The sequence below is a fragment of the Kitasatospora sp. NPDC093102 genome (assembly GCF_040683915.1).
Lineage (GTDB): Bacteria > Actinomycetota > Actinomycetes > Streptomycetales > Streptomycetaceae > Kitasatospora.
Window position 1 is genome coordinate 160,925 of the sequence record NZ_JBFBFA010000012.1, and the last position, 25,386, is coordinate 186,310.

General features: G+C 74.2%; 18 protein-coding genes and 2 pseudogenes. 10 read left to right on the forward strand and 10 right to left on the reverse strand.

All coding sequences use genetic code 11. The features are described 5' to 3' along the window. Positions 1 to 149: 149 nt before the first annotated feature. Positions 150 to 1,100, forward strand: a complete 951-nt coding sequence (locus tag AB0O11_RS19145; protein ID WP_363388002.1) for a hydrolase — start codon at positions 150 to 152, stop codon at positions 1,098 to 1,100. Positions 1,101 to 1,292: 192 nt separating this feature from the next. Further along, positions 1,293 to 3,152, forward strand: a complete 1,860-nt coding sequence (locus AB0O11_RS19150) for a CocE/NonD family hydrolase (protein WP_363388005.1) — start codon at positions 1,293 to 1,295, stop codon at positions 3,150 to 3,152. A gap of 125 nt (positions 3,153 to 3,277) precedes the next feature. Here AB0O11_RS19150 and AB0O11_RS19155 read toward each other — a convergent pair whose 3' ends face one another. The 5 genes and pseudogenes from AB0O11_RS19155 to AB0O11_RS19175 form a co-directional block, all read right to left on the reverse strand. Then, the gene (locus tag AB0O11_RS19155; protein WP_363388008.1) at positions 3,278 to 4,198 is read right to left on the reverse strand and encodes an aminoglycoside phosphotransferase family protein; all 921 of its coding nucleotides are present in this window, start codon (positions 4,196 to 4,198) and stop codon (positions 3,278 to 3,280) included. Positions 4,199 to 4,254: 56 nt separating this feature from the next. Beyond that, entirely contained in the window at positions 4,255 to 4,917 is a 663-nt protein-coding gene (locus AB0O11_RS19160; RefSeq protein ID WP_363388011.1) for an HAD family hydrolase, read from the reverse strand. A gap of 118 nt (positions 4,918 to 5,035) precedes the next feature. Next, positions 5,036 to 5,752: pseudogene (locus tag AB0O11_RS19165) on the reverse strand (putative Ig domain-containing protein); the annotation flags it as partial. Positions 5,753 to 5,965: 213 nt separating this feature from the next. Continuing rightward, positions 5,966 to 6,583, reverse strand: a pseudogene (locus AB0O11_RS19170) (serine protease); the annotation flags it as partial. 148 nt (positions 6,584 to 6,731) lie between these two features. Then, positions 6,732 to 7,643 carry a hypothetical protein gene (locus tag AB0O11_RS19175; RefSeq protein WP_363388014.1) on the reverse strand — a complete coding sequence of 304 codons (912 nt, stop codon included), beginning with the start codon at positions 7,641 to 7,643 and terminating at the stop codon, positions 6,732 to 6,734. Between the two features lie 168 nt (positions 7,644 to 7,811). Here AB0O11_RS19175 and AB0O11_RS19180 point away from each other — a divergent pair, with 168 nt between their 5' ends. Beyond that, the gene (locus AB0O11_RS19180; protein WP_363388017.1) at positions 7,812 to 8,933 is read left to right on the forward strand and encodes an alpha/beta hydrolase-fold protein; all 1,122 of its coding nucleotides are present in this window, start codon (positions 7,812 to 7,814) and stop codon (positions 8,931 to 8,933) included. A gap of 73 nt (positions 8,934 to 9,006) precedes the next feature. Further along, the gene (locus AB0O11_RS19185) at positions 9,007 to 11,412 is read left to right on the forward strand and encodes a glycosyltransferase family 39 protein (RefSeq protein WP_363388020.1); all 2,406 of its coding nucleotides are present in this window, start codon (positions 9,007 to 9,009) and stop codon (positions 11,410 to 11,412) included. A 72-nt stretch (positions 11,413 to 11,484) separates the two neighbouring features. Here the strand turns inward: AB0O11_RS19185 and AB0O11_RS19190 are convergent, their stop codons facing one another. The 3 genes from AB0O11_RS19190 to moaA form a co-directional block, all read right to left on the reverse strand. Continuing rightward, entirely contained in the window at positions 11,485 to 13,059 is a 1,575-nt protein-coding gene (locus AB0O11_RS19190) for an alpha/beta hydrolase (protein WP_363388023.1), read from the reverse strand. An 82-nt stretch (positions 13,060 to 13,141) separates the two neighbouring features. After that, positions 13,142 to 13,918: an HNH endonuclease family protein gene (locus AB0O11_RS19195; protein WP_363388026.1), complete on the reverse strand. Its 777-nt coding sequence runs from the start codon at positions 13,916 to 13,918 to the stop codon at positions 13,142 to 13,144. Between the two features lie 151 nt (positions 13,919 to 14,069). Continuing rightward, complete coding sequence (gene moaA / locus AB0O11_RS19200; RefSeq protein WP_363388029.1) at positions 14,070 to 15,065, reverse strand: GTP 3',8-cyclase MoaA; 996 nt, start codon at positions 15,063 to 15,065, stop codon at positions 14,070 to 14,072. Between the two features lie 130 nt (positions 15,066 to 15,195). Here moaA and AB0O11_RS19205 point away from each other — a divergent pair, with 130 nt between their 5' ends. From AB0O11_RS19205 to AB0O11_RS19220, 4 genes are all read left to right on the forward strand, one after another. Beyond that, complete coding sequence (locus AB0O11_RS19205; RefSeq protein ID WP_363388032.1) at positions 15,196 to 15,813, forward strand: nucleotidyltransferase family protein; 618 nt, start codon at positions 15,196 to 15,198, stop codon at positions 15,811 to 15,813. Positions 15,814 to 15,988: 175 nt separating this feature from the next. After that, positions 15,989 to 16,837 carry a hypothetical protein gene (locus AB0O11_RS19210; protein ID WP_363388034.1) on the forward strand — a complete coding sequence of 283 codons (849 nt, stop codon included), beginning with the start codon at positions 15,989 to 15,991 and terminating at the stop codon, positions 16,835 to 16,837. Positions 16,838 to 17,151: 314 nt separating this feature from the next. Then, a complete protein-coding gene (locus AB0O11_RS19215; protein WP_363388089.1) occupies positions 17,152 to 17,919 on the forward strand; it encodes a hypothetical protein in 768 nt (255 codons plus the stop codon). 160 nt (positions 17,920 to 18,079) lie between these two features. Further along, a complete protein-coding gene (locus AB0O11_RS19220) occupies positions 18,080 to 19,003 on the forward strand; it encodes a (2Fe-2S)-binding protein (RefSeq protein WP_363388037.1) in 924 nt (307 codons plus the stop codon). 57 nt (positions 19,004 to 19,060) lie between these two features. On the opposite strand, the gene AB0O11_RS19225 is transcribed toward AB0O11_RS19220, so the two are convergent. Together AB0O11_RS19225 and AB0O11_RS19230 are read right to left on the reverse strand one after the other, a co-directional pair. Further along, complete coding sequence (locus AB0O11_RS19225) at positions 19,061 to 21,373, reverse strand: SpoIIE family protein phosphatase (RefSeq protein WP_363388040.1); 2,313 nt, start codon at positions 21,371 to 21,373, stop codon at positions 19,061 to 19,063. A 467-nt stretch (positions 21,374 to 21,840) separates the two neighbouring features. Beyond that, the gene (locus AB0O11_RS19230; RefSeq protein ID WP_363388043.1) at positions 21,841 to 22,356 is read right to left on the reverse strand and encodes an ATP-binding protein; all 516 of its coding nucleotides are present in this window, start codon (positions 22,354 to 22,356) and stop codon (positions 21,841 to 21,843) included. A 494-nt stretch (positions 22,357 to 22,850) separates the two neighbouring features. Here AB0O11_RS19230 and ureA point away from each other — a divergent pair, with 494 nt between their 5' ends. Together ureA and AB0O11_RS19240 are read left to right on the forward strand one after the other, a co-directional pair. Then, positions 22,851 to 23,561, forward strand: coding sequence for an urease subunit gamma (gene ureA, locus AB0O11_RS19235; RefSeq protein ID WP_363388046.1), 711 nt, complete (start codon positions 22,851 to 22,853; stop codon positions 23,559 to 23,561). 97 nt (positions 23,562 to 23,658) lie between these two features. Continuing rightward, on the forward strand, positions 23,659 to 25,380 hold the full coding sequence (locus tag AB0O11_RS19240) for an urease subunit alpha (protein ID WP_363388049.1): 1,722 nt from the start codon (positions 23,659 to 23,661) through the stop codon (positions 25,378 to 25,380). The last annotated feature ends 6 nt before the right edge of the window (positions 25,381 to 25,386 follow it).

The window sequence follows — 25,386 nt, forward strand, 5'->3', positions numbered from 1 at the left end:
GTCTCCCCCCGCTACCGAAGATCGTCACGACCCGTACAAGCCTTCGTAACCTCGGAGGGCTTTCACCGCGCGTTCTACGCGCGGATACTCTCGCTCTACGCGCGAAAACTCGGGCGCTGATGCCTCAACTCCCCACGGAGGACCAGCACATGACGATCCGTATCCGAACCGCTGCGGCCCTGGGCGGTGCGGCGCTGCTCGCGGGCGGCCTCACCACCCCCGCCGCCACCGCCGCTCCCGCCACCACCGCCGAGGCCGCCGCGGTCAGCGCCACCCCGCACCGGGTCCTGTTCGACAACAGCAAGGCCGAGACGGCGGGCAACGCCGACTGGATCATCAGCACCAGCCAGCCCGACCCGCTGGCCCAGAACGCCAACCCCACCACCGAGAAGAGCTGGACCGGCGCCCTGTCCGCCTGGGGCGTCGCCCTCCAGAAGACCGGCCAGTACAGCCTGAAGACCCTCCCGGCCGGCTCCACCATCAGCTACGGCACCGGCGCCGCGCTCGACCTCGCCAACTTCGACACCTTCGTGATCCCGGAGCCCAACATCCGGTTCAGCGCGAGCGAGAAGACCGCGATCATGAAGTTCGTCCAGAACGGCGGCGGGCTCTTCCTGATCTCCGACCACGTCAACAGCGACCGCAACAACGACGGCTGGGACTCCCCGAAGATCATCAACGACCTGCTGACCAGCAACGGGGTGAACAACAACGACCCCTTCGGCTTCTCGGTCGACCTGCTCAACATCACCACCGACAACCCGCGCGCGGTCAACGCCCCGACCGACCCGGTGCTGCACGGCCCCTTCGGCACCGTCACCGGCTCGATCCTGCGCAACGGCACCACCTTCACCCTCAAGCCCGCCGACAACCCGAACGTCAAGGGCCTGGTCTACCGGACCGGCTACAGCGGCAACACCGGCGCGTTCTTCGTCACCAGCACCTTCGGCTCCGGCCGGGTCGCGATCTGGGGCGACAGCTCCCCGGTCGACGACGGCACCGGCCAGTCCGGCAACACCCTGTACAACGGCTGGGACGACCCGGCGGGCACCGACGCCGCCCTCGCCCTCAACGCCACCGCCTGGCTGAGCAAGGCCTGACCGCCGGGGCGCCCTCGCCGGGCCCCTCAGGCCCCCTCATCAGGCCCCTCTCATCTCACCAGGAAATGGGCCGCTCCCTCCCCTACTGTCGGAAATACCGGCACCCGCGGCGCGCTCGTACGGAGCGGCACCCCGTCCGTACGCGCCGCGGGCCCGCCGGTGCTCACCGGCCCGGGACCGATGGGAGCGGCCATGCCGTCCTACCCCTTCCACACCACCCGCGAGGACCTGCGGATCCCGCTGCCCGACGGCACGCGGCTGGCCGCCCGGCTCTGGCGGCCGGTCGGCGGCGAGCCCGGCCCCGCGCTGCTGGAGTACTCCGGCGGCCGCCTCACCGACCGGACCGCCGCCGAGGACGCCCGCCGCCACCCCTGGTACGCGGGCCACGGCTACACCGCCGTCCGGGTCGACACCCGCGGGCACGGCAACTCCGAGGGCACCCCCGGCGAGCCCGGCGGCGCACAGGAGCTGGCCGACGGCGCCGCCGCGGTCGCCTGGCTCGCCCGCCGCACCTGGTGCAACGGCCGGCTCGGCCTGCTCGGCGTCGGCGCGGCCGGCACCACCGCACTGCGGCTCGCCGCCCGGACCCCCGACACCGTCGGCGCCGTGGTCACCGCCTGCCCCGAAGGCGGCCACCGGCTCGGCGGGGCCGTGCTCGCCGCCGACCTGCACACCCGGCTCACCACCCTGATCGCCGACGCCGCCCTGCCACCGGACCCGCGGCACGTCGGCGACGCCTGGCGGGCCGCCTGGCTGGACCGGCTGGAGTCACTGCGGCCGCCCGTCGAGGACTGGCTCGCGGCCGGCGAGAGCACCGTCCCGGTGTCCGTGCCCACCCTCGCGGTGGCCGGCTGGGGCGACCCGTCCTGCTCCTTCGTGCTGCGGCTGCTCGCCGAGTCCCCCACCGCGCACGCCCTGATCGGCCCCTGGCCGCACGGCCTGCCCGAAGCCGCCCTGCCCGACACCCTGCGCTGGTGGGACCACTGGCTGCGCGGCGCCGACACCGGTGTCCTCAAGGAACCCGCCCTGCGCAGTTGGCTCGGCACCCGCTGGACCGGCGACGAGGCCTGGCCCTCCCCCGATGTCCGCGAGATCCACTACGGCCTGGACGGGCCGCTGCGCACCGCCGGCACCGCCTCCGACGACCGGTACGTCCGGGTCCGCTCCCCGCAGCACACCGGCCTCAACTCGGGCGCCTACGTCCCGCACGGCCGCCCCGCCGACCAGCCGCCGGACCAGCGCGAGGAGGACGGCCGCTCGGTCTGCTTCGACTCCCAGCCGCTGCCCGAACCGGTCGAGCTGCTCGGCGCCCCGACCGTACGACTGCGGCTGCGGCTGCCCGAGGACGGGGCGGCCGTCCAGGTGGCGGTGCGGCTGTGCGCGGTCGGCCCGGACGGCACCTCGCAGCTGGTCACCCGGGGCGTCCTGGTCACCGAAGGGCCGGAGACCGAGGTCGAGCTGGCCGCCTGCGCGGCCACCGTCCCGGCCGGGCACCGGCTGCGGCTCGCCCTCTCCTCGGTCTACTGGCCCTGGGTGTGGCCCCCCGCGGAGGACACCGGGTACGGCGTCGACCCGTCCCGCTCCACCCTGAGCCTGCCGGTGCGCCACCTGGCCGCCGACATCGGCGCCCCGCCCGTCACCTTCGAGCACCCGGTGCTGCCCGACCCGCTCGACGTCCACCTCACCGAGCCGCTCACCGCCCGTCCCGAGCACGTCACCGTGCACGACATCGGCCGCCGCGAGTGGCGCACCGAGCTCTCCCCCGCCACCGACGGCACCCGCACCCACCCCGACGGCCTGGTCCGCGACGAACACACCGTCACCGCCTACCGCGTGCTCACCGACGCCCCGCTCAGTGCCCAGGCCCGCACCGACCACACCGTCAGACTGGAGCGGCCCGACATCGGCTGGGACGTCACCGTCCAGACCCGCACCCAACTGCGCTGCGACGCCGAGCACTTCATCAGCGTCGTCCAACTGCGGGCACTGGAGGCGGGCTCGGTGGTGTTCACCCGGGAATGGCAGCACCGGGTGACCCGGGCCGGGACCTGAGCGGGGCGGTTCCGCACGTCCGCCCCGCCCCGGTGCCGGTGCCGTCGGCAGTACGAGAATGCCCGAGTCGGAGGAGCACGCGTCGGGGAGGGAGGTCGGTCGACCGTTCGGTGAAACCTGTTCGGCTACGAGCGGCGGCTGCCGGACGGGGCGGCGTGATCGGCCAGCACCTCGGCGACCACCCGGCGGGCGATCGCGACCATCCTCGGGTCGCTGTCCCGGTAGTAGGCCACCTCCATCAGGGCGATGGACAGGGCCCAGCCGCGGGCCCCGTCCCACATCGCGTCGTCGGCGGCCACGGCCGTACGGAAGGCGGTACGGGCGGCGGCGGGCAGCACGTACCAGGCGGGGATCAGGTCGACTGCCGGTTCGCCCAGGCCCGCGCAGCCGAAGTCGATGACGGCGCTCAGCCGGCCGTCCGGGGACACCAGCAGGTTGCCGGGCTGGAGGTCGCCGTGGATCCAGACCGGCGGGCCGACGGGCGCGGGGGCCCGGAGCGCGTGTTCCCAGGCGGCGGTCGCGGCGGCGGCGTCGACCAGGTCCGGCACGGCCGCGATCGCTTTCCTGATCGAGGGGTCGCGATCCGCCAGCGACTCGCTGCGGTAGGAGGCGGGGGCGCCGGTCGGGTCGATCCGCCGCATCGCGGTCACGAAGTCCGCCAAGTCCCGGGCCAGCAGCCCGGGTTCGACGGGCCGCCCGGCGTCCGGGGTGGTGCCGTCCAGCCAGCGCAGCACCGACCAGGGCCAGGGGCAGCCGTCGACCGGCCCGCCCACGGCCAGCGGGACCGGCACCGGGACGGGAAGCTGCGGGGCGAGGCGCCGCAGCCAGACGTCCTCCTTGGCGATCTCCTCGACCACCCCGGGAATCCGCGGGATGCGCACCACCAGCTCCGTCCCCAGCCGGTACATCGCGTTGCTGGTCCCGGTCGGTACCACCGGCTCGACCGGCAGACCTGCCCACTGCGGGAACCGCTCGGCGACCATCCGGCGCACCAGCGCCTCGTCGATGTCCAGTTCGTCGGGGTGCAGCTTGCCGGAGGAGGTCATGCTGCCCGACCCTGCCAGCGCCCGTCCCGCCCGGCAACCGGATTACCCTGCCCCGGTCACTCCCGCACCGCGCCCGCGGCGATCAGTGCGGGCAGCTCGCGCATGTCCTCGAAGACGACCGTTCCCGGCCCGGCCAGCCGCTCCGCCGCCGTGACGCCGCCCGCGTAGCCGAGCGCGCGCATTCCGGCGGCGCGGGCGGCCTCGACGCCGGGCAGGCTGTCCTCGACCACCACGCAGGCGGCCGGGTCGACGCCCATGCTCCGCGCGGCGTGCAGGAAGAGGTCGGGCGCGGGCTTGCCGCGCCCGACCTCGGTGGCACTGAAGATCCGCCCGGCGAAGTGGTCGTGGAGACCGGTCCGGCCCAGGGTGTGGCGCATCTTCTCGTGCGTACCGCTGGAGGCCACGCAGGTGGGCAGGGTGATCGCGGCCAGCGCCTCCGGCAGGCCGTCCACCGGGGTCAGCCCGGCGTCGACCTCCTCGGCGTGCAGTTCGTGGAAGCGCTTGCCCCACACCGCCGCCGTCTCCGCCCCGAGCCGCTCGGCGACCAGCGCATTGTTGACCGCCTCGGACCGCCCGACGAACCGCTCGATCGCCTCCGCCTCGGTCAGCGGCCAGCCGTACTCCTCCCCCAGCCGCACCAGCACCCGGACGGCGATCACCTCGCTGTCCACCAGGACACCGTCGCAGTCGAATATCACCAGCTCAATCGGCTTGATCATCCGGCCAGCATACGACCAGCCCCGGCCCGCCTCGTCAACGTCCCTACAGCGTCCAGGCGTTGGCAGCAGCAGGCCGCGCGGCCCGAGGGAACGGGCCGCGCGGCAGGGGGTCACCGGCTCAGCTGGTCTGGATCGAGGTGTCGTCGATCACGAAGCTGGTCTGAAGCGAGGAGTCCTCGGTCCCGGCGAACTTCACGGTGACCGTCTGGCCCGCGTAGGCCGACAGGTCGAAGGTGCGCTGCTGGTAACCGGCCGCGGCGTCCACGTTGGAGTAGGTCTTCAGCGTGGTGCCGTTCACCGACACGGTCAGCTTGTCGTACGCGGTGCTGCCCGACTCGGCGGTGTCGATGTGCAACCAGAAGCTCAGCGTCGCCTTGCAGCCCGCCGGGATGCTCACCGTCTGCGACAGCGAGTCCGAGTGCGCGGAGCCGTAGCCGTTCAGCCACGCCTTCCACGAACCGCTGTGGGCCGCCTGCGAGGTGCTGCTGTCCACCACGCCGCTGGACGCCGTCCACGGGGTGGCCGTACCCGTCTCGAAGCCCGCGTTGCCCAGCAGCTGCGCCGGGGTGCAGCTGCCGCCACCGGCGGAGACGGTCCAGGTGAAGGCGGTGGAGGCCGACTTGCCCGCGGCGTCCGTCACCGTGACGGTCACGTTGGAGCTGCCCGCGGTGGAGGCGGTGCCGGCGATGACACCGGTGGAGGAGTTGATCGACAGCCCGGCGGGCAGGCCGCTCGCGGCGTAGGACAGCGGAGCGGTGCCGCCGGAGGCGTTGATCTGGAGGTTCACCGCGCCGCCGACGGCGGTGGACTGGTTGCCCGGGTTGGTGACCGAGACGGCGCCACTGCCGGCCGGCTTGGTGAGCAGGCAGCCGGACGCGTTGAGGTCGATGACCCGGCTGGAGTTCAGGCAGGTGGTGAACCAGTACGTCTCCTCGCCGTAGCTCTGGCCCTTGTAGGCCTTGGTGGTGCCGTCGGCGGCCACCTCGCACGGGTTGTTGAGGGTGCACATGGCGCCGTCGTCGTTGCCGGTGTTGTTGATGCCGATGATCCGCCCGCTGGCGGAGTCGACGATCGGCGAGCCGGAGGTTCCGTGCGTGGTGTTGCAGCCGGAGCTGTAGCGCAGCGAGTCGTGCCAGGTCCACTCGTCCTCGCGAAGGGTCGGCACGAAGCCGTTGACGGAGCAGTTCCAGACCTGCTTCCAGTACGACGAGGGTATGTACATCGACGCACCGTCGGCCGGGTGCGAGTCGCTGATGGTCAGCGCGGTGGCGCCGTACTTGGAGCTGATCGACCCGTAGGTGTCGGTGAGTTGGTAGAGCGCGACGTCGGTGCCGGTCATGGTCGCGTAGAGCACCTTGTCGGCCTGGACGGTGCCCAGGCTGTTGCCCGCGCCGTCGAGCAGGGTGCCGCTGCGGCTGGCGCTCACGTTCTGGATGACCTGGCCTGCGGGGGGCATGGTCGGCAGGCAGTGCCCGTTGGTGAGCATCATCGCCCGGTCGCCGGCCACCGAGGCGGGGTAACGGACCAGCGAGGCCGAGCAGTTGCTCAGGGCGATGGTGGAGGTCAGGTCGGCCGCCTGGACGGCGTGCGCGGGGGCGGCGGCGAAGGCCAGGCCACCCGCGACGACGGCACTCGTACCGGCCACCGCGACAAGTCTCTTGAACATGGCTCTCCTTGTGGGGGATCGCGGGTGCTCGGCTGGTTGCCGGGGCCCGCGACGCACGAAAGTGCCATGCCCACTACAAGGAAGCAACAGTTCGGACCGAACTAACTCCTACGGATGCGCTGTTGTGGCGTGAATCGGCCGGTACGCGCTATGCCTGCGGCGCGGTGGACACGTTCTGCCACTTGGTCGCGGCAGGGTCGCCGCCCTGGCCGCCCGCCTTCGGGTTGAGGGTGATGGTCCAGGTCGTCCCGGTCGGCTTGAACTCGTGCTTCCCCTCGAACCTGACGGACTTGCAGCCCTGGGAGAACATCTTCTCGCTGGAGTCCCAGTCCTGCCCCCTGAGGTAGTAGAAGGAGTACGAACCGTCCTTGATCCCCTCGATACTGGCCTCCTGCCCCTTGGCCACGTACACCGAGGACAGCGTCTCGTCGCCCACCACGACCATGAAGACCACGTCCGTGTCGTACTGGTTCTTGACCTTCACGGTGCCGTCGCCGTCGTTCCCGCCGTCTCGGACCAGGGTGCCGTTGTCCAGCGCGCGCGGCGTCGACGGAAGCTCGGGCAGCTCCGGGACGGTGAAGGCGGCCGGGAAGCCCGCCGCCTTCAGCTTGGCCAGGGCCGCCGTGACGCCCGCCAGGCCCTTGCCGCCGCCCAGCCGCGCCTGGGCGGCGCCCTTGGTGCAGATCTTCCTGTCACGGTAGTCGGCGCTGATCGCCGTCGCCTCGGTGTCGAGCACGTCCAGGGCCGTCACCAGCTCGGTGCGCGCCGCCTCGGCCGCGGGCGGCGCGGCGGCCGCCTTCAGGTTCCGGTTGGCGCGGGCGGCCCGGGAGCCGACCAACTCGAAGGCACCGTGCACGTCCACAGCCGTGCCCGCCTTGCCCAGCTCGGTGCTGATCGGATCCAGCGCGTCCTTCAACGCCGCGCCGAAATCGGCCGGACCCGAGGACGCGGAGGACGCCGTCGGCGCAGCCTCGCCCCCGCCGCCGCTGCCTCCACTCGAACAGGCCGCCAGCAGCAGAACCCCGCCGAACGCCAGAGCGGCCTTACCCCTGAACTCCACAACCCCACCCCGAGGAAGATGAACACGTCTTGCGCACGGGCCGTGCACACACGGGGAAACATCGTGCCGATCGCGCAACGGCGTGGTCAAGTGATTACCAGGTGACAGTGATGATCACTCCCAGGGCCCCTCCAGGAGCCGCCAAGATGGTCAACTACCATCGGGCGGGTGCTCAGTCTCACCGGACTCCCCCTCCAGATCATCACCTCGGTCGTCGCCATCGCCGTCTTCGCCGCCACCATGTGGTTCTGGCCGCGGTTCGGCGGGAAGGGCTGGAAGTCCTGGCTGGGCCGGATAGGCGCCTTCCTGGCCACCCAGGTGTCGGTGCTCGCCGCGATGGGCCTGATCGCCAACAGCTACTTCGGCTTCTACAGCTCCTGGACGGACCTGCTCGGCACCAGCGGCGGGCTCGGCACCGTGGTCGACCACACGCCGAACGCCTCCGGGGTGTCCGTCACCGGTGAGCAGAAGTTCTACTCCTCCCAGGGCTCGGACCCGGAGCGCTCCGGCCAGATCCAGAAGGTCGACGTCAGAGGGGCCGGCAGCGGTCTGACCACCGAGGCGTACGTCTACCTGCCGCCGCAGTACTTCCAGCCGGACTACGCCAAGCAGCGCTTCCCGATGGCCCTGGTGCTCACCGGCTACCCGGGCACCCCGGAGAAGCTGATCTCGCTGATGCAGTACCCGGCGTCCGCGCTGAACGCGATCGAGCAGAAGAAGCTGCCGCCGACCGTCCTGGTGATGACCCGCCCCACCCTGGTCGGCGACCGGGACACCGAGTGCGTGGACGTGCCGAACGGCCCCCAGGTGGAGACCTTCTTCACCACCGACCTGCCCAAGGCCCTCGCCACCACCTACCGGATCGGCACCGACCCGGCCAACCGGGCGGTGATCGGCAACTCCACCGGCGGTTACTGCGCGCTCAAGTTCGCGATGCGCAAGCCCGACTCCTACCGCACGGCGATCGCGCTCTCCGGCTACTACAGCGCGGCCCACGACCCGACCACCGGCGACCTGTTCGGCGGCAGCGCCCAGCTGAAGCAGGAGAACGACCTGCTGTGGCGGCTGCAGAACCAGCCGCCCGCCCCGGTCTCGCTGCTGCTGGCCACCGCCTACGACGAGAACAACTACGACGACACCAAGGCCATGGTCGCCGCCTTCAAGGCCCCCACCAAGATGTCCACCATCACCCTGGACACCGCCGGCCACAACTTCCACACCTGGACCCGGGAGATCCCCCCGGCGCTGGAGTGGCTGGGCAAGCACATCGCCATGCCGCCGTCGGCGTGACACCCGACAGATCACACACGCCTCACAGCCCCGTCTCACGGTTCTCTCAGACGCGCCACCCACCGTGTGGCACATGACCACGAGCAGCTACTCCCCTCCGGCCGGCGAACCGTGGCCCGAGGCCGCGAACCACCCGCCGCCGGAGGTGCCGGGACCGGACCCGGCCCGGCCGGACCCGGCACCGCTCTTCCCCGAGCAGCCCCTGCCGCCCGCCGGCCGCAAGGGCCCGGCCTCCTGGTCCGGCCGGCTGCGCACCCTCCCCGCCCGCGCCTGGCGCGGGCGCGCGGACGACCCGGCCTGGGTGCGCCCGGCCCTGCTGGCGCTGCTGGCCGCGACCGCCGTCCTCTACCTGTGGGGCCTCAGCGCCTCCGGTTGGGCCAACTCCTTCTACTCGGCCGCCGTGCAGGCCGGTTCCCAGAGCTGGAAGGCCTTCTTCTTCGGCTCCTCGGACGCCGCGAACTTCATCACCGTCGACAAGCCCCCGGCCTCACTGTGGCCGATGGCGCTCTCGGCGCGGATCTTCGGCCTCTCCTCCTGGTCGGTGCTGGCCCCGCAGGCACTGATGGGCGCAGCCACCGTCGGCGTGCTGTACGCGACGGTGCGCCGCCGCTTCTCCCCGCTCGGCGGCCTGCTGGCGGGCGCCGCGCTGGCGCTCACCCCCGTCGCGGCGCTGATGTTCCGCTTCAACAACCCGGACGCGCTGCTGGTGCTGCTGCTGACGCTGGCCGCGTACGGGCTGGTGCGGGCGATCGAGGCGGCGGGCACCCGGTGGCTGCTGTTCACCGGGGTGATGTTCGGCCTCGCCTTCCTCACCAAGACCCTGGCGGCCTTCCTGATCCTGCCCGCCTTCGCGGTGATCTACCTGGTCGCGGCACCCACCGGGTTCTGGCGGCGGGTGCGGCAGACCCTGCTCGCGGGCGTGGCGCTGCTGGTCTCGGGCGGCTGGTGGGTGGCGGTGGTCGAGCTGATGCCGGCCTCGGCCCGCCCGTACATCGGCGGCTCGCAGGACAACAGCTTCCTCTCGCTCACCTTCGGCTACAACGGCCTCGGCCGGGTGGACGGCAACGAGCGCGGCAGCGTAGGCGGCGGCGGCCGGATGCCGGCCGGGCTCGACCTGCCGGGCGGCGGCGCGGTGCCCGGCGGCGGACGTGGCTGGGGCGAGACCGGTCTGACCCGGATGTTCGGCACCGACATCGGCGGGCAGATCGCCTGGCTGCTGCCGGCCGCGCTGATCCTGCTGGTGGTCGGCCTCTGGGCGACCCGCCGCTACGCCCGCACCGACACCGCCCGCGCGGCCTTCCTGGTCTGGGGCGGCTGGCTGCTCTCCACCGCGCTGATCTTCAGCTTCATGTCCGGGATCTTCCACCAGTACTACACGGTGGCGCTGGCCCCGGCCGTCGCGGCGCTGGTCGGCATGGGTGTGGACGGCCTGTGGCGGGCCCGGCACCGGCTGCCCTGGGCGCTGGTGCTGGCCGGGACGCTCGCGGTGACGGCCGTCTGGGCGTTCGTACTGCTCGGCCGCAGCTCGGACTTCCTGCCGTGGCTGCGCTGGGCGGTGCTGGTCGGCGGGCTGGTGGCGGCGGCCGCGCTGGTCGCCGGGCAGTTCGCCGGCCGGGCCTCCCGGCGGACCGGCGCGCGGATCGCCTCGGTGGCGGGCCTGGTGGGCCTGGCGGCGGCGCTCGGCGGTCCGGCGGCGTACGCGGTGGACACCGTGAACACCCCGCACACCGGCTCGATCGTGACCGCCGGGCCGGGCGTGCAGGGCGCGTTCGGGCCGGGCGGCATGGGGCGCAAGGGCGGCAACGGCGCCAAGGGATTCCCGGGCGGCGGCAACGGCAACGGGCGCTGGTTCGGCCAGGGCGGTCAGGGCGGTCAGGGCGGTCAGCCGGGCTTCCCGGGCGGCCTGGCACCGCGCGGGCAGAACGGCGGGGGCTTCCCCGGCGGGCAGGGCTTCCCGGGCGGTGGCACCGGCACCGACCACGCCAACGGCCGCCACGAGCGCGGCACCGGTGACGGCAACGGCACCGGTGACAGCACCAACGGCATTCCCGGTACGCAGGCCCCCGAGGGCATGCTCCCCGGTGGCATGGGCGGCCTGCTCGACGGCCCCAAGGTGACCGACGAGGCCGCCGCCATGCTCAAGGAGAACGCCGGCCACTACACCTGGGCGGCCGCCGCGATCGGTTCGCAGAGTGCCGCCGGCTACCAACTCGCCACCGGCGAGCCGGTGATGGCCCTCGGCGGCTTCAACGGCACCGACCCCTCGCTCACTCTGGCCGGCTTCCAGAAGTACGTCCAGGAGGGCAAGGTGCACTGGTTCGTCGGCGGTGGCTCCCACCGGGGCTTCGGCGGCGGCGCCGGCGGCGAGGGCGGGCAGGAGAGCGAGTCCGCCCAGATCGAATCCTGGGTGACCGCCCACTTCACCGCGAAGACGGTCGGTTCGACCACCTTCTACGACCTGACGGCCCCCACCTCCTGACCGGGGGTCCGCAACCCCGAAGGGGGCGTGCCGCGTTCGCGCGGCGCGCCCCCTTCGCGGTGCCCGGCCCGCTCAGTCGGACGGGCAGTGCGTCCCGGCCGCCGGCAGCCGGCCGTCCACCAGGTAGGCGACCACCGCGTCCCGGACGCAGCCGCTCTTGTCGTACCCGGTGTGCCCGTCGCCGTCCCGGGTGAGCAGCACCCCGTGTTCCAGCCCGGCGGCAAGCCGCTGCGCCCAGACGTACGGGGTGACCGGGTCGCCGGTGGAGCCGATCACCAGGATCGGCGCGCTGCCCGGTGCCCGGATCGGCTGCGGCGGCTCGGAGGGACGGAACGGCCAGGCACGGCAGTCCGGGTCGAGCAGGGTGCCCACCGGGTCGTGTCCGCTGGTCAGCGGGGCGCGGGCGGCGAGTTCGGCGAGGGCCGGGCTCAGTTCCGCCCCGGTGGGCGGCGGTGGGCCGTCCGCGCAGGAGATGGCGGCGTAGGCGTCGGCCGGTGTCCGGTAGCGGCCGTCCTCGCCGCGGCCGTCGGCGCCGTCGGCGAGGGCGAGCAGGCCCTCGGCCTCGCTCCGGGTGACGGCCGGTTCGAGGGCCTCGCGCAGTCGGGGCCAGGAGCGGTGGCCGTCGGCGAGCACGTCCAGGGCGGCGTCCCAGCCGAGCGCGGCAGTGAGCGTGCGGCCGTCGGCAGCGCGCAGCGGGCGCTCGCGCAGTCCGTCGAGGAAGCCGGCGAGGCGCTGCGGGGCGGCGCCCGGGTCGGCGCCGAGCGGGCAGGCCGGCCCGTCCTCGGTGGCGCAGGCGGCGGCGAAGGCCCGGAGTCCGGCCTCGGCTGCGGCGGCCTGTTCGATGCCGAGCCGCGTTGCGGGGGCGCTGTGGTCGACGGCGCCGTCGAGAACGAGCCGGCCGGTGCGTTCGGGGAACTCTTCGGCGTAGCGGGCGCCGAGGTGGGTGCCGTAGGAGAAACCGAGGAAGTCCAGCCGGTGTTCGCCGAGGGCGCCGCGCAGCACGTCGAGGTCGCGGGCGGTGTCGCGGGTGCCGAGGTGCGGGAGCAGGTCGGCGTGCCGGGCGCGGCAGGCCTCGGCGAGGATCCGGCCGTGGTCGTAGGCCGGGTCGTCGGTGGCGTCCCACTGGTCGCGGGTGCGGTCGTCCAGGCAGTGGACGGGGGTGGTGTCCCCGGCGCCGCGCGGGTCGAAGCCGACCAGGTCGTACCGGTCGTGCAGCGGCCCCTGGTAGCCCTTCCAGCCCCAACGGACCATGGAGACGCCGGAGTTGCCTGGGCCGCCGGGGTTGAGCAGCAGGGCGCCGATCCGTCGCTTCCGGTCGGCGGCGGGCACCCTGGCGAGGGCGACGTCGACGGTACGGCCGCCCGGGTCGGCGTAGTCCAGCGGGACCTTCAGGGTGGCGCACTGCACGACGGCCGCGTCCGGGTCGGCGTCGTCCTCGTCGGGGCAGCGCCGCCAGTCGATCCGCTGGTCGTAGAGCGCGCGCAGGGCGGGGGCCGTGGCGGCGGCGACCCGCTCGTCCAGCGGCGGCCGGTCGGCCGGACGGGCGGCGCCCGTGCAGCCGCTCGGCAGCGCGAGGGCGAGGGCGGCGGCGAGGGCGGGCAGGGCGCGCCCGGGCGACCGGGGGAGCCGGGGGAGCCGGGAAGTCATCGGGGCCACCGCCCACGAATACCATCCGGCCCGCGCCCGGGGCACATCGCACCGCCCTCCGCCGCTGTGGACTGACGTCTCGTCAGCCGCCGCACTGCTGGAGCATGGCCTTCTTGTCGGCCTCGGTCACGGGCAGCTGGTACTTCAGCGAGACCTGGGCGAAGCGCACCGCGTAGGAGCAGCGGATCTCGGTGTTGGCGGGCAGCCAGGTGGCCGGGCCGGAGTCGCCCTTGGAGGCGTTCTGCGAGCCGTCGGCGGGGATCAGGTTGAGCGGGTCATTGGCGATCTGGACGCGCTTGGCCTTGCCCCACTTGCTGGCGCCCATCTGCCAGTCGTAGGAGAGCGGCATCACGTGGTCGATCTGGATCTTGGCGGCCTGCTGCTTGGTCCACTGGACGGTCTTGCCGGTGTACGGGTCGTAGATGGTCATCGCGGTGACCGTGCAGTCCGAGCCGTCCTTGTGCTCGACGGCCGTGCCGTCCCGGGCGAGCAGGTCGTTGCGGGTGTCGCACTTGTTGCCGCCGAACGGGACGCCCTCGACGCTGTCCGTCCAGGCCGGGCCGAACTCGTTGCGGTCGTAGCCGTCCTTGGTGCCGACGGCGGCGGTGGCGACCTTGGCGATGACGTCCCGGCCGGCCTTCTGCTCCTCGGGGGTGGTCAGCGGCGCCAGGCCGGGCTTGGTGCCGTCCGGGTTCTGGAGCGGGCTGGTGCCCGTGCCTCCGGCGGGGGCGGCGGTGCCGCCGTCGGCCTTGGGGCCGGTCGACTTGTGGTCGCGGCCGCCGATCAGCCAGCCGACCAGCGCGAGCGCGCATATCAGGAACACGGTGGCGGCGGACAGTGCGGTGCGGCGGGCGGGCACGGAGAACTCCCGAGGTCAGGGGCGGGTTGACGGCGAACCAGCAGATCAGCCACCCCAAGAGAAGGTCAAGCCGACGCCACGCGATGTCCAGGAGCATGTCGAAGCTCACACCCGTTCATGTCCTGTGCCCCGCCCGGTTCCCGTCGTGCGGTCAGCCGCCGATGGCGGACATCGGGCGGTCGGGACGGACGAACTCCGCGCTGCCGATGGCGTGTCCGGGCCCCTTGCCCGCCAGCGCCACCCGCCAGGCCGCCTCGATCGCCGCATCGTCGGCGCCCCCGCGCAGCAGCGCCCGCAGGTCCGACTCCTCGGTGGCGAACAGACAGGTGCGCAGCTGTCCGTCCGCCGTCAGCCGCACCCGGTCGCAGCCGCCGCAGAACGGCCGGGTGACGGAGGCGATCACGCCCACGACGGCGTCCGTGCCGACGATCCGCCACTCCTCCGCCGGGGCGTTGCCGTGCCGGCCGACGGGGACGAGGTCGAACCGCTCCTCCAGCCGCGCCAGGATCTCGGAGGCGCTCACCATCGCGGAACGGTCCCACGCCCCTTGCGCGTCCAGCGGCATGGACTCGATGAACCGCATCCGGTAGCCGTGCGCCACGGCGAACCCGGCCAGCTCCGCGATCTCGTCGTCGTTCACCCCGCGCACCGGCACCGCGTTCACCTTCACCGGCCCCAGCCCGGCCGTCTTCGCCGCCGCCAGCCCGGCCAGCACGTCACCGATGCGGTCCCGCCTGGTGATCGCCGCGAAGCGCTCCGGGCGCAGGGTGTCGAGGCTGACGTTCACCCGCCCCAGCCCTGCCTCCCGCAGCCCGACCGCCGTACGCGCCAAGCCGATCCCGTTCGTCGTCAGGGACACCTCGGCCCCCAGCGCCGCGACCCGTCCGACCAGCCCCACCAGCCCCCGCCGCAGCAGCGGCTCCCCACCCGTCAGCCGCACCGACCGCACGCCCAGCCGCTCCACGGCGATCCGCACCAGCCGGACCACCTCGTCGTCGCCCAGCACCTCGGCACGCCCGAGCCACTCCAGCCCCTGCGCCGGCATGCAGTACGTGCAGCGCAGATTGCAACGGTCGGTCAACGAGACCCGCAGGTCGGTGTGGACCCGGCCGAAGCGGTCCACCAGGGGGCGCGGTGCGGTGTTCATCGCCCCAGTACAGGCGGCCCGGGCCCGGCCCGGCCAGCGGCCGAACCGCCGGGGCGCGGCCGCCGCGTACGGCTCGCGCTTGTGGCTTCCCACAATGCGCGCCCCGGCCCCGACCGGGCAGGCTGGCCCCATGCAGACTGTGCCGACACCCGTCGGACCGGCCCCGGTCGCCGCGCTGGTCCTCGCCGCCGGGGGTGGCCGGCGCCTCGGCGGGCGACCCAAGGCGCTGCTCCGGTACGGGGGCCGGCCGCTGGTGGAGCACGCGGTGGCGGTGGTCCGGGCGGGCGGCTGCACGGACGTCACGGTGGTGCTGGGCGCGGAGGGCGGGCGGGTGCGGGCCACCGCGCACCTGCCGGGCTGCCGGCTGGTCGGCAATCCGGACTGGGCGCAGGGCATGGGCTCCTCGCTGCGGGCCGGCCTGGCCGCGCTGCCGCCGCACGCCTCGGCCGCGCTGGTGATGCTGGTGGACACCCCGGGCGTCACCCCGGCCGCGGTGGCCCGGCTGCTGGCCGCCCACCGGGTGGGCGCCGAACTGGCCGCGGCGGCCTACGGCGGAACGCGCGGGCACCCGGTGCTGATCGGCGCCCGGCACTTCGCCGAGGCCGCGGCGGGCGCCCGCGGCGACGCCGGGGCCCGCGCCCTGCTGGCGGCGCACGCGGCGGAGCTCGTCCTGGTCGAGTGCGCCGACGTCGCCGCCCCGGACGACCTCGACACCCCCGCCGACCTGGCCCGCTGGTCCGCCGGGTGAACGTCCCCGGTCGGGCCTGCCGAGCATCCCCCTCGGGAAGGATTCCGCCCCTACCCGAGTGGGCAGGATTCCCTGATCCGTCCCTGAGGATTGCCCCATTCCGCGTCCGGCGCCGGACATTTCGGGGGAGCATGGGATACGTCCCACCACCCGACACCGACGGACGGAGCCCGCGATGGCCGGACTGCCCGACGACTTCACCGGACACGACCCCACGCGGCCGGGGCCGGGCGGTGGCGCCCGGGCGATCCGCTGCCCCGCCTGCCGCCGCGAGCACCTCTACGAACCGCCCTCCCTCCCCTGCCCGTGCGGCGCCTCGCTCAAGGTGCCGCTGCTGCGCGGCGGGGTCCCCGTGCAGGTGCGCTTCCGGTCCTGGGAGGACTCCTGGCTGAGCATGCGCTGCCCGCACTGCGGCCGCTCCGACCAGTGGCCGCAGCCCGAGTTCACCTGTAACTGCGGCGCCACCGTCCGGCTGCCGGTGGACCGCACCACCCGGCTGGGCAGCGGCACCGCCGCGCCGCTCGCCGCCCCCGGCCCGCAGTCCGCCCGCCCGTACCCGGGCCACCCGGTGAACGCGCCGGCCCCGGCCCCGCCCGCACCGCCCTCGGCCGGCCGCTCCCGTCCGTTCCGCCACCGCGCGCCGTTCCGGCCGCACCCGGTGCGCACCTCGCAGGACGCGGTGTTCACCGCTGCCCGCTACCTGGAGTGGCTCGGCTTCGACGACCTGGAGCTGACCGAGGCCCAGGAGCGCGACGGGGTCACCCTGCTGGGCGGCCGGATGGTCGCCCAGGTGGACACCTGGACCGAGCCCGCCGACGTGAAGTCGGTCGAGTGCCTCTGGCTCCAGACCCTGCACGCCGAGGAGATGGCCGCTGCCATGTTCACCCTCGCGGGTTATTCGCACCAGGCCACCGTGCGCGGCGAACAGCTGCTGGTCGCGCTGTTCAGTCTGGACCTGGCGGGTGTGCCGCAGCCCGCGAACGGCGCCGCCGAGGCCCTGATGGAGACCGGCTGGACCTCCTGAGCCACCGGTCCGCCCCTGTCTCCCGCCCCTGGACCGGTTCTCCCGCGCCCCTCTAGATCATTTTGCCCGCAAAAGCAACAACCTCCGCTCGTGATCTGGTGCACAAGCTCACCCCCGTGTTGAATTGCCGCCACAGCGCGGGCCTTTCGCCCTGCCGTCGCCATGCGTGCGGGTCGTGGCGGCAGGGCCTCAGGGGCAGGTCCGTGCCCTTGCCGGATGGCGCACACAAGGAGGTGGCGTTGTCGGAGCACGGATGGGACCCGAGCGGCCCGGACGGGCGGAGGCGGGCGGCAGCGGAGGAGCCGGGTGACACCGTGTGGCGGCTGAGGTCCCGGGGGTGCTGGCAGGAGGCCGCCGAACTACTGCGGCCGACCGCCGAGCACGACCCGGACGCGGCCCTGGGGCGGGCCGAACTCCTCATCGAGCAGTGCCTGTTCACCGCCGCGCACTGGACCCAGGCGGAACAGGCGCTGCGCCTGGCGGAGGCGATGGCCTCCGGCACCGAGCAGCGCGCCGCCGCCGCCTGCGCCCGCGGCTTCCTCGCGTACGTGGCGAGCGTGCTCGGCCCGCGGGACCGGCTGGACGAGGCACAGGCCGCACTCGGCCGCACCTCGGCCCTGCTGCCGCCGGACGCCCCGGGCCGCCCGCTGCTGGACTTCCGGCGCGGACTGGTCGCCGAGAACCTGCTGCGCGACCGCAGCGCCGCCTGGATCGCCTACCGCCGGGCGCACGAGGGCGCCGGCGAGCGCGGGGACGAACTGCTGCGCTCGTACACCTGGCGGCACCTGGCCGCGCTGGCGCTCTCGCGCGGGGACCGCGGGAACGCCCGGGAGGGCTTCGACGCCTCGCTACGGTTGCGCGAGCAACTCGGCTTCACCGTCGGGGTGGCGCCGGCGCTCGCGGCGCTCGCCGAGGTGTCCGAGCCGCCCGAGGCCGCGAGGCTGCGCGCCGAGGCCGCCCGGCTGGTGGCCGCCCTGGGCGGGGTTCCGGTCTGGCTCGCACGCCAGCTGGGCGCCACCCGCGCGCCGGGGCCTCCCCCGGACGGGCGCATCACGAGCGAGACCCGGGGAACGATCAGCTAAGGTGAGGCTAACCTGGCCGGGGAGAGCAGTACCCCGGCCAGGTCGCCTTGCCGTTCCCCGGGCACCGCCATGCCCCGGTCCGGCCGCGTCCGGCGCGCCACCGCCGCCGGGCACCGCCGGGCGGACCATGGGCGCCCCGGTCGACCCGATGGGGCCGCCCATGACCGCGAGCAGCACCCGGCCCGGCCCCAGGCCGCACGCCCCCCGCACCACCGGGGCGCGCACCCGCGTCCCCGCTCCCGCCCCCACGGCACCGGGCGCTCCCTCGTACCACCGGCTGTCCGGGCTCTCCCCCGTCCTGACGGTGCGCTGCGCCCCACCCCGGCGCGGCGACGGCTGGCTGCCCGCCGCCGACCTCGCCGCCCGCCCCGAAGCGGTGCGCGAGCTGATCGCCCACGACGCCCGACAGGGCCTCGCCCGCTACGGGCAGCCGCTGCGCCCGGACGTCGCGGCCGGCTTCGGGCTGCACCGCTTCGTCTGGCCGGTCTCGCTGCTGTTCACGCTGCCGTGGTTCCTGGAGCAGCGCGTCCCGCTGCTCGGCCTCGGGGACGTCGCGCTGCGCCGACGCCCCGACGCGGTCGAACTGACGGTCCGCCCGACGGAGTTCGCCTGCCTGCCGGAGGACCCGGCGGCCGGCTCGGAGCAGGCCCGGACGGTGCCGGACGAGCAGGCGCTGGCCGCCGCCCTGCGGTCCGCGCTGGGCGGGTTCCTGGCCCCGGTGCTCACCGCCCTCGGCCCGGAGGCGCGGCGCGGACGCCGGGTGCTGTGGGCGATGGCCACCGACGCGACGGTGGAGGGGCTCTGGTACGCGGGAGGGCTGCTCGGGGAGCAGGAGCGGGCGCGCACCGAACTGTCCGCGCTGCTGGCGCCCGGCGAGCCCCTCGACCCCGCGCACACACCCGGCGCGGACGACCGCCCCGCTCCGGCCCCCGCTCCCTTCACTCCGGGCGCCGGTTTCGCACCCCCGGCTCCCGGGGGCGACGGCGCGCCGGGCCCGGACCGGTTCCGCGCCAGCTGCTGCCTCGTCTACACAGCGGATCCGAAGGACATGTGCGACGGCTGTCCGCGCGTCACCCGGCGCTGACGAATTCCGGGGAACCATCCGCTCCGCAGCCGGGGATCCGGCTCCTCCCCCGCGGACTCAGGCCGCTGCCGCCGCCGTCCCGCTGAGCTCGAACCACATCCGCTTGCCGGAGCCGCGCGGCTCCACGCCCCAGGAGTCCGCGAGCGCCTCGACCAGCATCAGCCCGCGCCCGGAGGAGGCCTGCTCCCCCGGCGTCCGGCGGGTCGGCCAGAGGTCCGACTCGTCCTCCACCTCGACCCGCAGCCGGGCCCTGCCGCCGTCCACCTCCGGCTCCCGGTAGAGCCGGGCGGTGAACATGGCGTCCCGATCGGTGTGCCGGATGGCGTTGGTGACCAGCTCGGAGGAGAGCAGCTCGGCGGTGTCGATGAACTCGGCCACGCCCCAGCGGCGCAGCGCGTCGCGCAGCTCGGCCCGGACCTCGGCGACCCGCGCCAGGTCGGCCTGGCCGATCCGGCGGCGCAGCTGCTGGGCGGCCAGACCGCCGGCCGGGCCGTCCCAGCGCAGGAGCAGCAGCGCTATGTCGTCCTCGCGCTCGCTGGAGTCGGCGGCCTGGGAGGCGATCCGGTCGGCCAGCTCCTCCAGCGGGTCGCGGGCGGCCTCCGCGGCGTCCGGCAGCGGGCGGGCGAGCACCCGGGTGAGCCGGGAGACGCCCTCGTCCAGGTCCATGCCGCGCGCCTCGACCAGCCCGTCGGTGCAGAGCAGCACGGTCTCGCCCGGGTCCAGGCTGAACCTGGTGACCCGGTACTCCTGGTCCGGGTCGATGCCCAGCGGCAGCCCGCCGGCCACCGGCGCCACGGTGACGGTGCCGTCCGCGCGGCGCACCACCGGGTCGAGGTGGCCGGCCCGGACGGCGTAGACCACGCCGTAGTCCACGTTGACCTCGGCGTAGGTGCAGGTCGCGAAGTGGTCGGTGTCCAGGTCGGCAAGGAAGCGGGAGGCGCGGGCCATCACGGCGGCGGGCGGGTGGCCCTCGGCCGCGTAGGCGCGCAGCGCGATCCGCAGCTGGCCCATGATTCCGGCCGCGTGCACGTCGTGGCCCTGGACGTCGCCGATCACCAGACCGACGTGCCCGCCGGGCAGCGGCACCACGTCGTACCAGTCGCCGCCGATCTGGAGGCCGGAGCCGGCCGCGAGGTAGCGCACCGCGGTGGTCACGCCCGGGACGGACGGGACGGTGCGCGGCAGCATCACCCGCTGGAGGCCGGCCGCGAGTTCGTGCTCGGCGTCGTGCAGCCGGGCCCGGGCCAGCGACTGGGCGACCAGCCCGCCCAGGGTGGTCAGCAGGGTGCGCTCGTCCGCGTCCAGCTCGCGCTCGTCGTCGAAGCTGACCACGCAGACGCCGATCGCCCGGCCGCTGGCCACCAGCGGCAGGTACGCCCAGGAGCCCCGGCCGGTGCGGCTGGTCGGCTCCCACACCTCGGGGTAGCCGTCGCGGAACTCCTCGCGGGTCGAGACGAAGACCGGCACGCGGTGGCGCAGCGCCTCGGCGGCCGGGTGGCCGGGCGGCAGCACGGTGCGGTCCCAGACCGCCAGCGAGTCGGCGCGGTAGCCGGAGGCGCCGAGGATCTGCGCGCGTCCGGCCTCGAAGGAGGCCAGCACCAGGCCGTCCGGCGGCAGTCCGGGCAGCGGCAGCTCGGTGAACACCCGGGCCACGTCACGCACGGTGACGGCTTCGGAGAGAGCGCGCGCCGCCTCCTTGATGAACCGGGAGCGCTCCGCGCGCAGCAGGGCCATCCGGTCGGCGCGGTCCCGCTTGTGCAGCTCGACGGTGGCGTCCCAGACGAAGCCGACCATCCGGGAGGCCCGGCCGAAGGCGTCGGCGAGCACCCGGCCGCGGAAGCGCACCGCGCGCATGCCGCCGTTCGCCCCGACCGTGCGGTAGTAGGCACCGCACTGGCCCAGCTCGGCCACCGCTCGCTCGACCCGGCGGCGCACCACGGGCGCGTCCTCGGGGTGCAGCAGGGCCAGGAAGGAGGCTGCGGTGCGGTCGAAGCGGCCCTGTTCCAGGATGTCCAGTCCGATGATCATGCAGGCCCGCTGGTCACCCTCCAGGACGTCGCGGCGGATGTCCCAGTCGAAGGAGCCGATGCCGTTGGCCGCCATCGCGGGCTCCAGCCAGTCCGGCATGGTGTCGGCGGAGGAGGGCGGCAGCCCGCCCGACAGCACGGGCGCCAGCCGGGCGGCGGCGAGGCTGGGGGACGGGCGCACCGCGGAGCCGCGGCGCGAGGGCTGGGCGGGCGGCCGGGCCCGGCCGGTCCCGGCGGTGGCGGAGCCGGCGACGGGCTGCCCGGAGGTGCGCGGCTCCGGGGCGCCCGGCTGCTCGGCGACGCGCGGTTCGACGGCTCTCGGCCCGGCAGTGCGCGCTTCCACGGTCCTCGGCTCCACGGTCCTCGGCTCCACGGTTCGCGGCTCTACGGTTCGCGGCTCGACGCCGGGCGCCGCGCCGGGAGGTAGCGCCGGCCCCGGCGACTCGGGCTCAGTGGGCATGCTGCTCCTGCCGCTGCCGTGGCGGACCGCGCCGACCGTCCGGACGGGCCGCGTGGCGGTGTGATGGGTCGTGCTGGATAGGACGGTGCGACGGGCGGCGGCCAGTCGAGGTTCGGTCTCCCCGCTGCTCCCCGCACGTGGACACACATTCCCACCATCCTGGCCAATGTTCGACCGAGCGGCAATGGCAACGGGCCGGAAATCTTCCGTTCCGCCTTCTGTTCAGGGCTTCCTTCGACAGCGAATCAATCGACGGCGAACCATCGCACGGCCCGGCAGGGCCGGGCCGTGCGATGGGGATCGGGCCGGTAGGGATCGTGACGACGCCGGGGCCGGTACCGGCACCGGGCTCAGGGCAGGGCGAGTTCGAACCAGGTGACCTTGCCGTCGCCGCGCAGCTGCACGCCCCAGGAGTCCGCGAGCGCCTCCACCAGCAGCAGGCCGCGCCCCGAGGTCGCGTACTCGGCCCCCGGATCGCGCCGGCGGCCGGGCAGTCTGCTGGCGCCGTCCTGCACCTCGATGCGCAGCCGGTGGTCCGAGCCGAGCACCGCGTCGAACACCGCTCCGTTGCCCGTGTGCAGCAGTGCGTTGGTGACCAGCTCGGAGGAGAGCAGCTCCGCGGTGTCGGACAGCTCCGGCACCCCCCAGTGGCTCAGTGCCGAACGCAGCCGCTGCCGGACCGCGCCCACCCCGACCAGGTCCGCCGGGTCGAGCGCAACGTGCAACCGCCGGTGCACGGCACAACCCGGAGCCGGTGCGCCCGGCAGGGTCGTCCCGGTGCTGCCGACCGGCGCCTGGACCGGCCCGGACCAGTAGGCGTCGCCGGAACTCGTCCGCTGCCGCGGGAATCGCGACTGACCGTCCATCAACACATGCCCCCGCCCTGAAATCCGGGCCCCCGCCCCCGGATCCCCCGCCGGCCGGGTGGCCCCCTCGTTCTGACCACTCATCCTCATGCCCAGTTGACGGCGTTTGCAACAGTGTGCGTCCGATCACATGGGGTGAAAGGGGCACGGGGTGGTCCGCGTGATCCAACTGCCCGCGCCGGACAGGTTTGCGAAGCGCAGAGGCCGTTTTCGAAGACGCCGCACCACGATCCCGCGCACACCCGGCGCCCGTACGGACCGTGCACCCGACCGCGCACCCCCTGCCCCGCTCCCGCCGCGCGCCGGGGCCCGGACGCCGACTCACGGGTCGCCTCACCCCCCTCCCCCGCCCAGCAAGCCGAACGCCCGCGAAGCGGCAACGCTGGACAGGGCGGCCCGGTGCGGGTTCAATGGCCCGAGATGTTTGAACGACGTTCTAACATCACCCCGAGACCCGAGCCGACCCCCTCCCCGGCGACCGCGAGCGAGGAACCGTGCGACTGACCCCCACCGAGCGGGACCGGCTGCTGATCTTCACAGCAGCCGAGCTGGCCCGCGCCCGCCGCGCCCGGGGCGTGCGCCTCAACATCCCCGAGGCCACCGCCCTGATCGCGGACACCGTCTGCGAGGCCGCCCGCGACGGCCTGCGCCTGGCCGAGGCCATCGAGGCCGGCCGCTCCGTACTGACCGCCGACGACGTGCTGCCCGGCGTGCCGGACGTGGTCACCGTCGTCCAGGTCGAGGCCGTCTTCGAGGACGGCACCCGCCTCGCCGTCGTCAACGACCCGTTCAAGGGCGCCGGCTCGCTCGGAGACGAGGCCCCCGGCGGCGCGCTGATCGGCGACGGCGCCGGCTACGACCCGATCGAGGAGACGCTGCTGCTCCCCGTCCACAACACCTCCGGGGTGCCGATCTCGGTCACCTCGCACTTCCACTTCTTCGAGGCCAATCCGCGCCTGGCCTTCGACCGGGCCGCCGCCTACGGCACCCACCTGGCCGTCCCGGCCGGATCCTCGGTGCGCTTCGACCCGGGCACCACCGTCGAGGTCGGCCTGGTGCCGATCGGCGGCGAGCGGGTCGCGATCGGCTTCGCGGGGCTCGTGGACGGCCCGCTGGACGCGCCCGGCGCGAAGGAGGCCGCCCTGGCGAAGGCCCGCGCGACCGGCTACCTGACCGGCTTCGACGACGCGGAGGTGCCCTCATGAGCGAGCGACGGGGTCACCCCCGGCCGAACGCCGGGGAAGAGCGATCGAACAGAGCGGCCGCACCGGCGTGGTCCGCCGAGCGAAGCGAGGCTGGAGCATGACGGCGATCACCCCCCACGACTACATCTCCGTGCACGGCCCCCGCGCCGGGGACCGCGTCCGGCTCGGCGACAGCGGACTGATCGTCCGCGTGGAGTCCGACTCCCAGGCGCCCGGCGACGAGTTCCTGGCCGGCTTCGGCAAGACCGCCCGCGACGGCCTGCACCTCAAGCCCGCCGCGGTCCGGGACACCTGCGACGTGGTGATCAGCAACGTGCTGGTGATCGACGCGATCCAGGGCGTCCGCAAGACCTCGATCGGGCTGATCGGCGGCCGGATCGCCTCGATCGGGCGGGCCGGCAACCCGGACACCCTGGACGGCGTGGACGTGGTCGTCGGCACCGGCACCACGATCGTCTCCGGCGAGGGCCTGATCGCCACCGCCGGCGCCATCGACACCCACGTCCACCTGCTCTCGCCGCGGATCATGGAGGCCTCGCTGGCCTCCGGCGTCACCACCATCATCGGCCAGGAGTTCGGCCCGGTCTGGGGCGTCGGCGTCAACTCGCCCTGGGCACTGCGGCACGCCTTCAACGCGTTCGACGCCTGGCCCGTCAACATCGGCTTCCTGGGCCGCGGCTCGTCCTCCGACGAGGCCCCGCTGGTCGAGGCGCTGGCCGAGGGCGGCGCGTCCGGCTTCAAGGTGCACGAGGACATGGGCGCGCACACCCGCGCGCTGGACACCGCACTGCGGGTCGCCGAGGAGTACGACGTCCAGGTCGCCCTGCACACCGACGGCCTGAACGAGTGCCTCTCCGTCGAGGACACCCTGAAGGTCCTCGAAGGCCGCACCATCCACGCCTTCCACATCGAGGGCTGCGGCGGCGGGCACGTCCCCAACGTGCTGAAGATGGCCGGCGTGCCGAACGTCATCGGCTCCTCCACCAACCCGACGCTGCCGTTCGGCCGGGACGCGCTCGGCGAACACTTCGGCATGATCGTCTCCGCGCACGACCTCAAGGTCGACCTGCCCGGCGACGCCGCGATGGCCCGCGACCGCATCCGGGCCGGCACCATGGGCGCCGAGGACGTGCTGCACGACCTCGGGGTCATCGGCATCACCTCCTCCGACGCCCAGGGCATGGGCCGGGCCGGCGAGACGGTGCGCCGCACCTTCGCCATGGCCGGGAAGATGAAGGCCGAACTCGGCCCGCTCGACGGCACCGGCTCGTACGGGACGACGGACGGCGGCGACGACAACGAGCGCGTGCTGCGCTACATCGCCAAGCTCACCGTCAACCCGGCCATCGCGCACGGCCTCTCCCACGAGGTCGGCTCGATCGAGGTCGGCAAGCTCGCCGACATCGTGCTGTGGCGCCCGGACCACTTCGGCGCCAAGCCGCAGCTGGTCCTCAAGGCCGGCTTCCCCGCGTACGGCGTGGTCGGCGACCCCAACGCCTCCACCGACCGCTGCGAACCGCTCGTCCTGGGGCCGCAGTTCGGCGCCCACGGCGCGACCGCCGCCGACATCTCGGTGGCCTTCGTCGCCCAGGCGGCCGCCGACGGCGCCTACCTCGACCGGGCCGCCGACGGGCTGCCCACCCGCCGCCGCCGGGTCGGCGTACGGGGCACCCGCGGCATCGGGCCGCGCGACATGGTGCGCAACGCCCGCATCGGCCACGTCGAGGTCACCGAGACCGGGCTGGTCTCACTGGACGGCTCACCGCTGCGCTCCGAACCCGCGGACAGCGTCTCGCTCAGCCGCCTCTACTTCCTCTGATTCGCC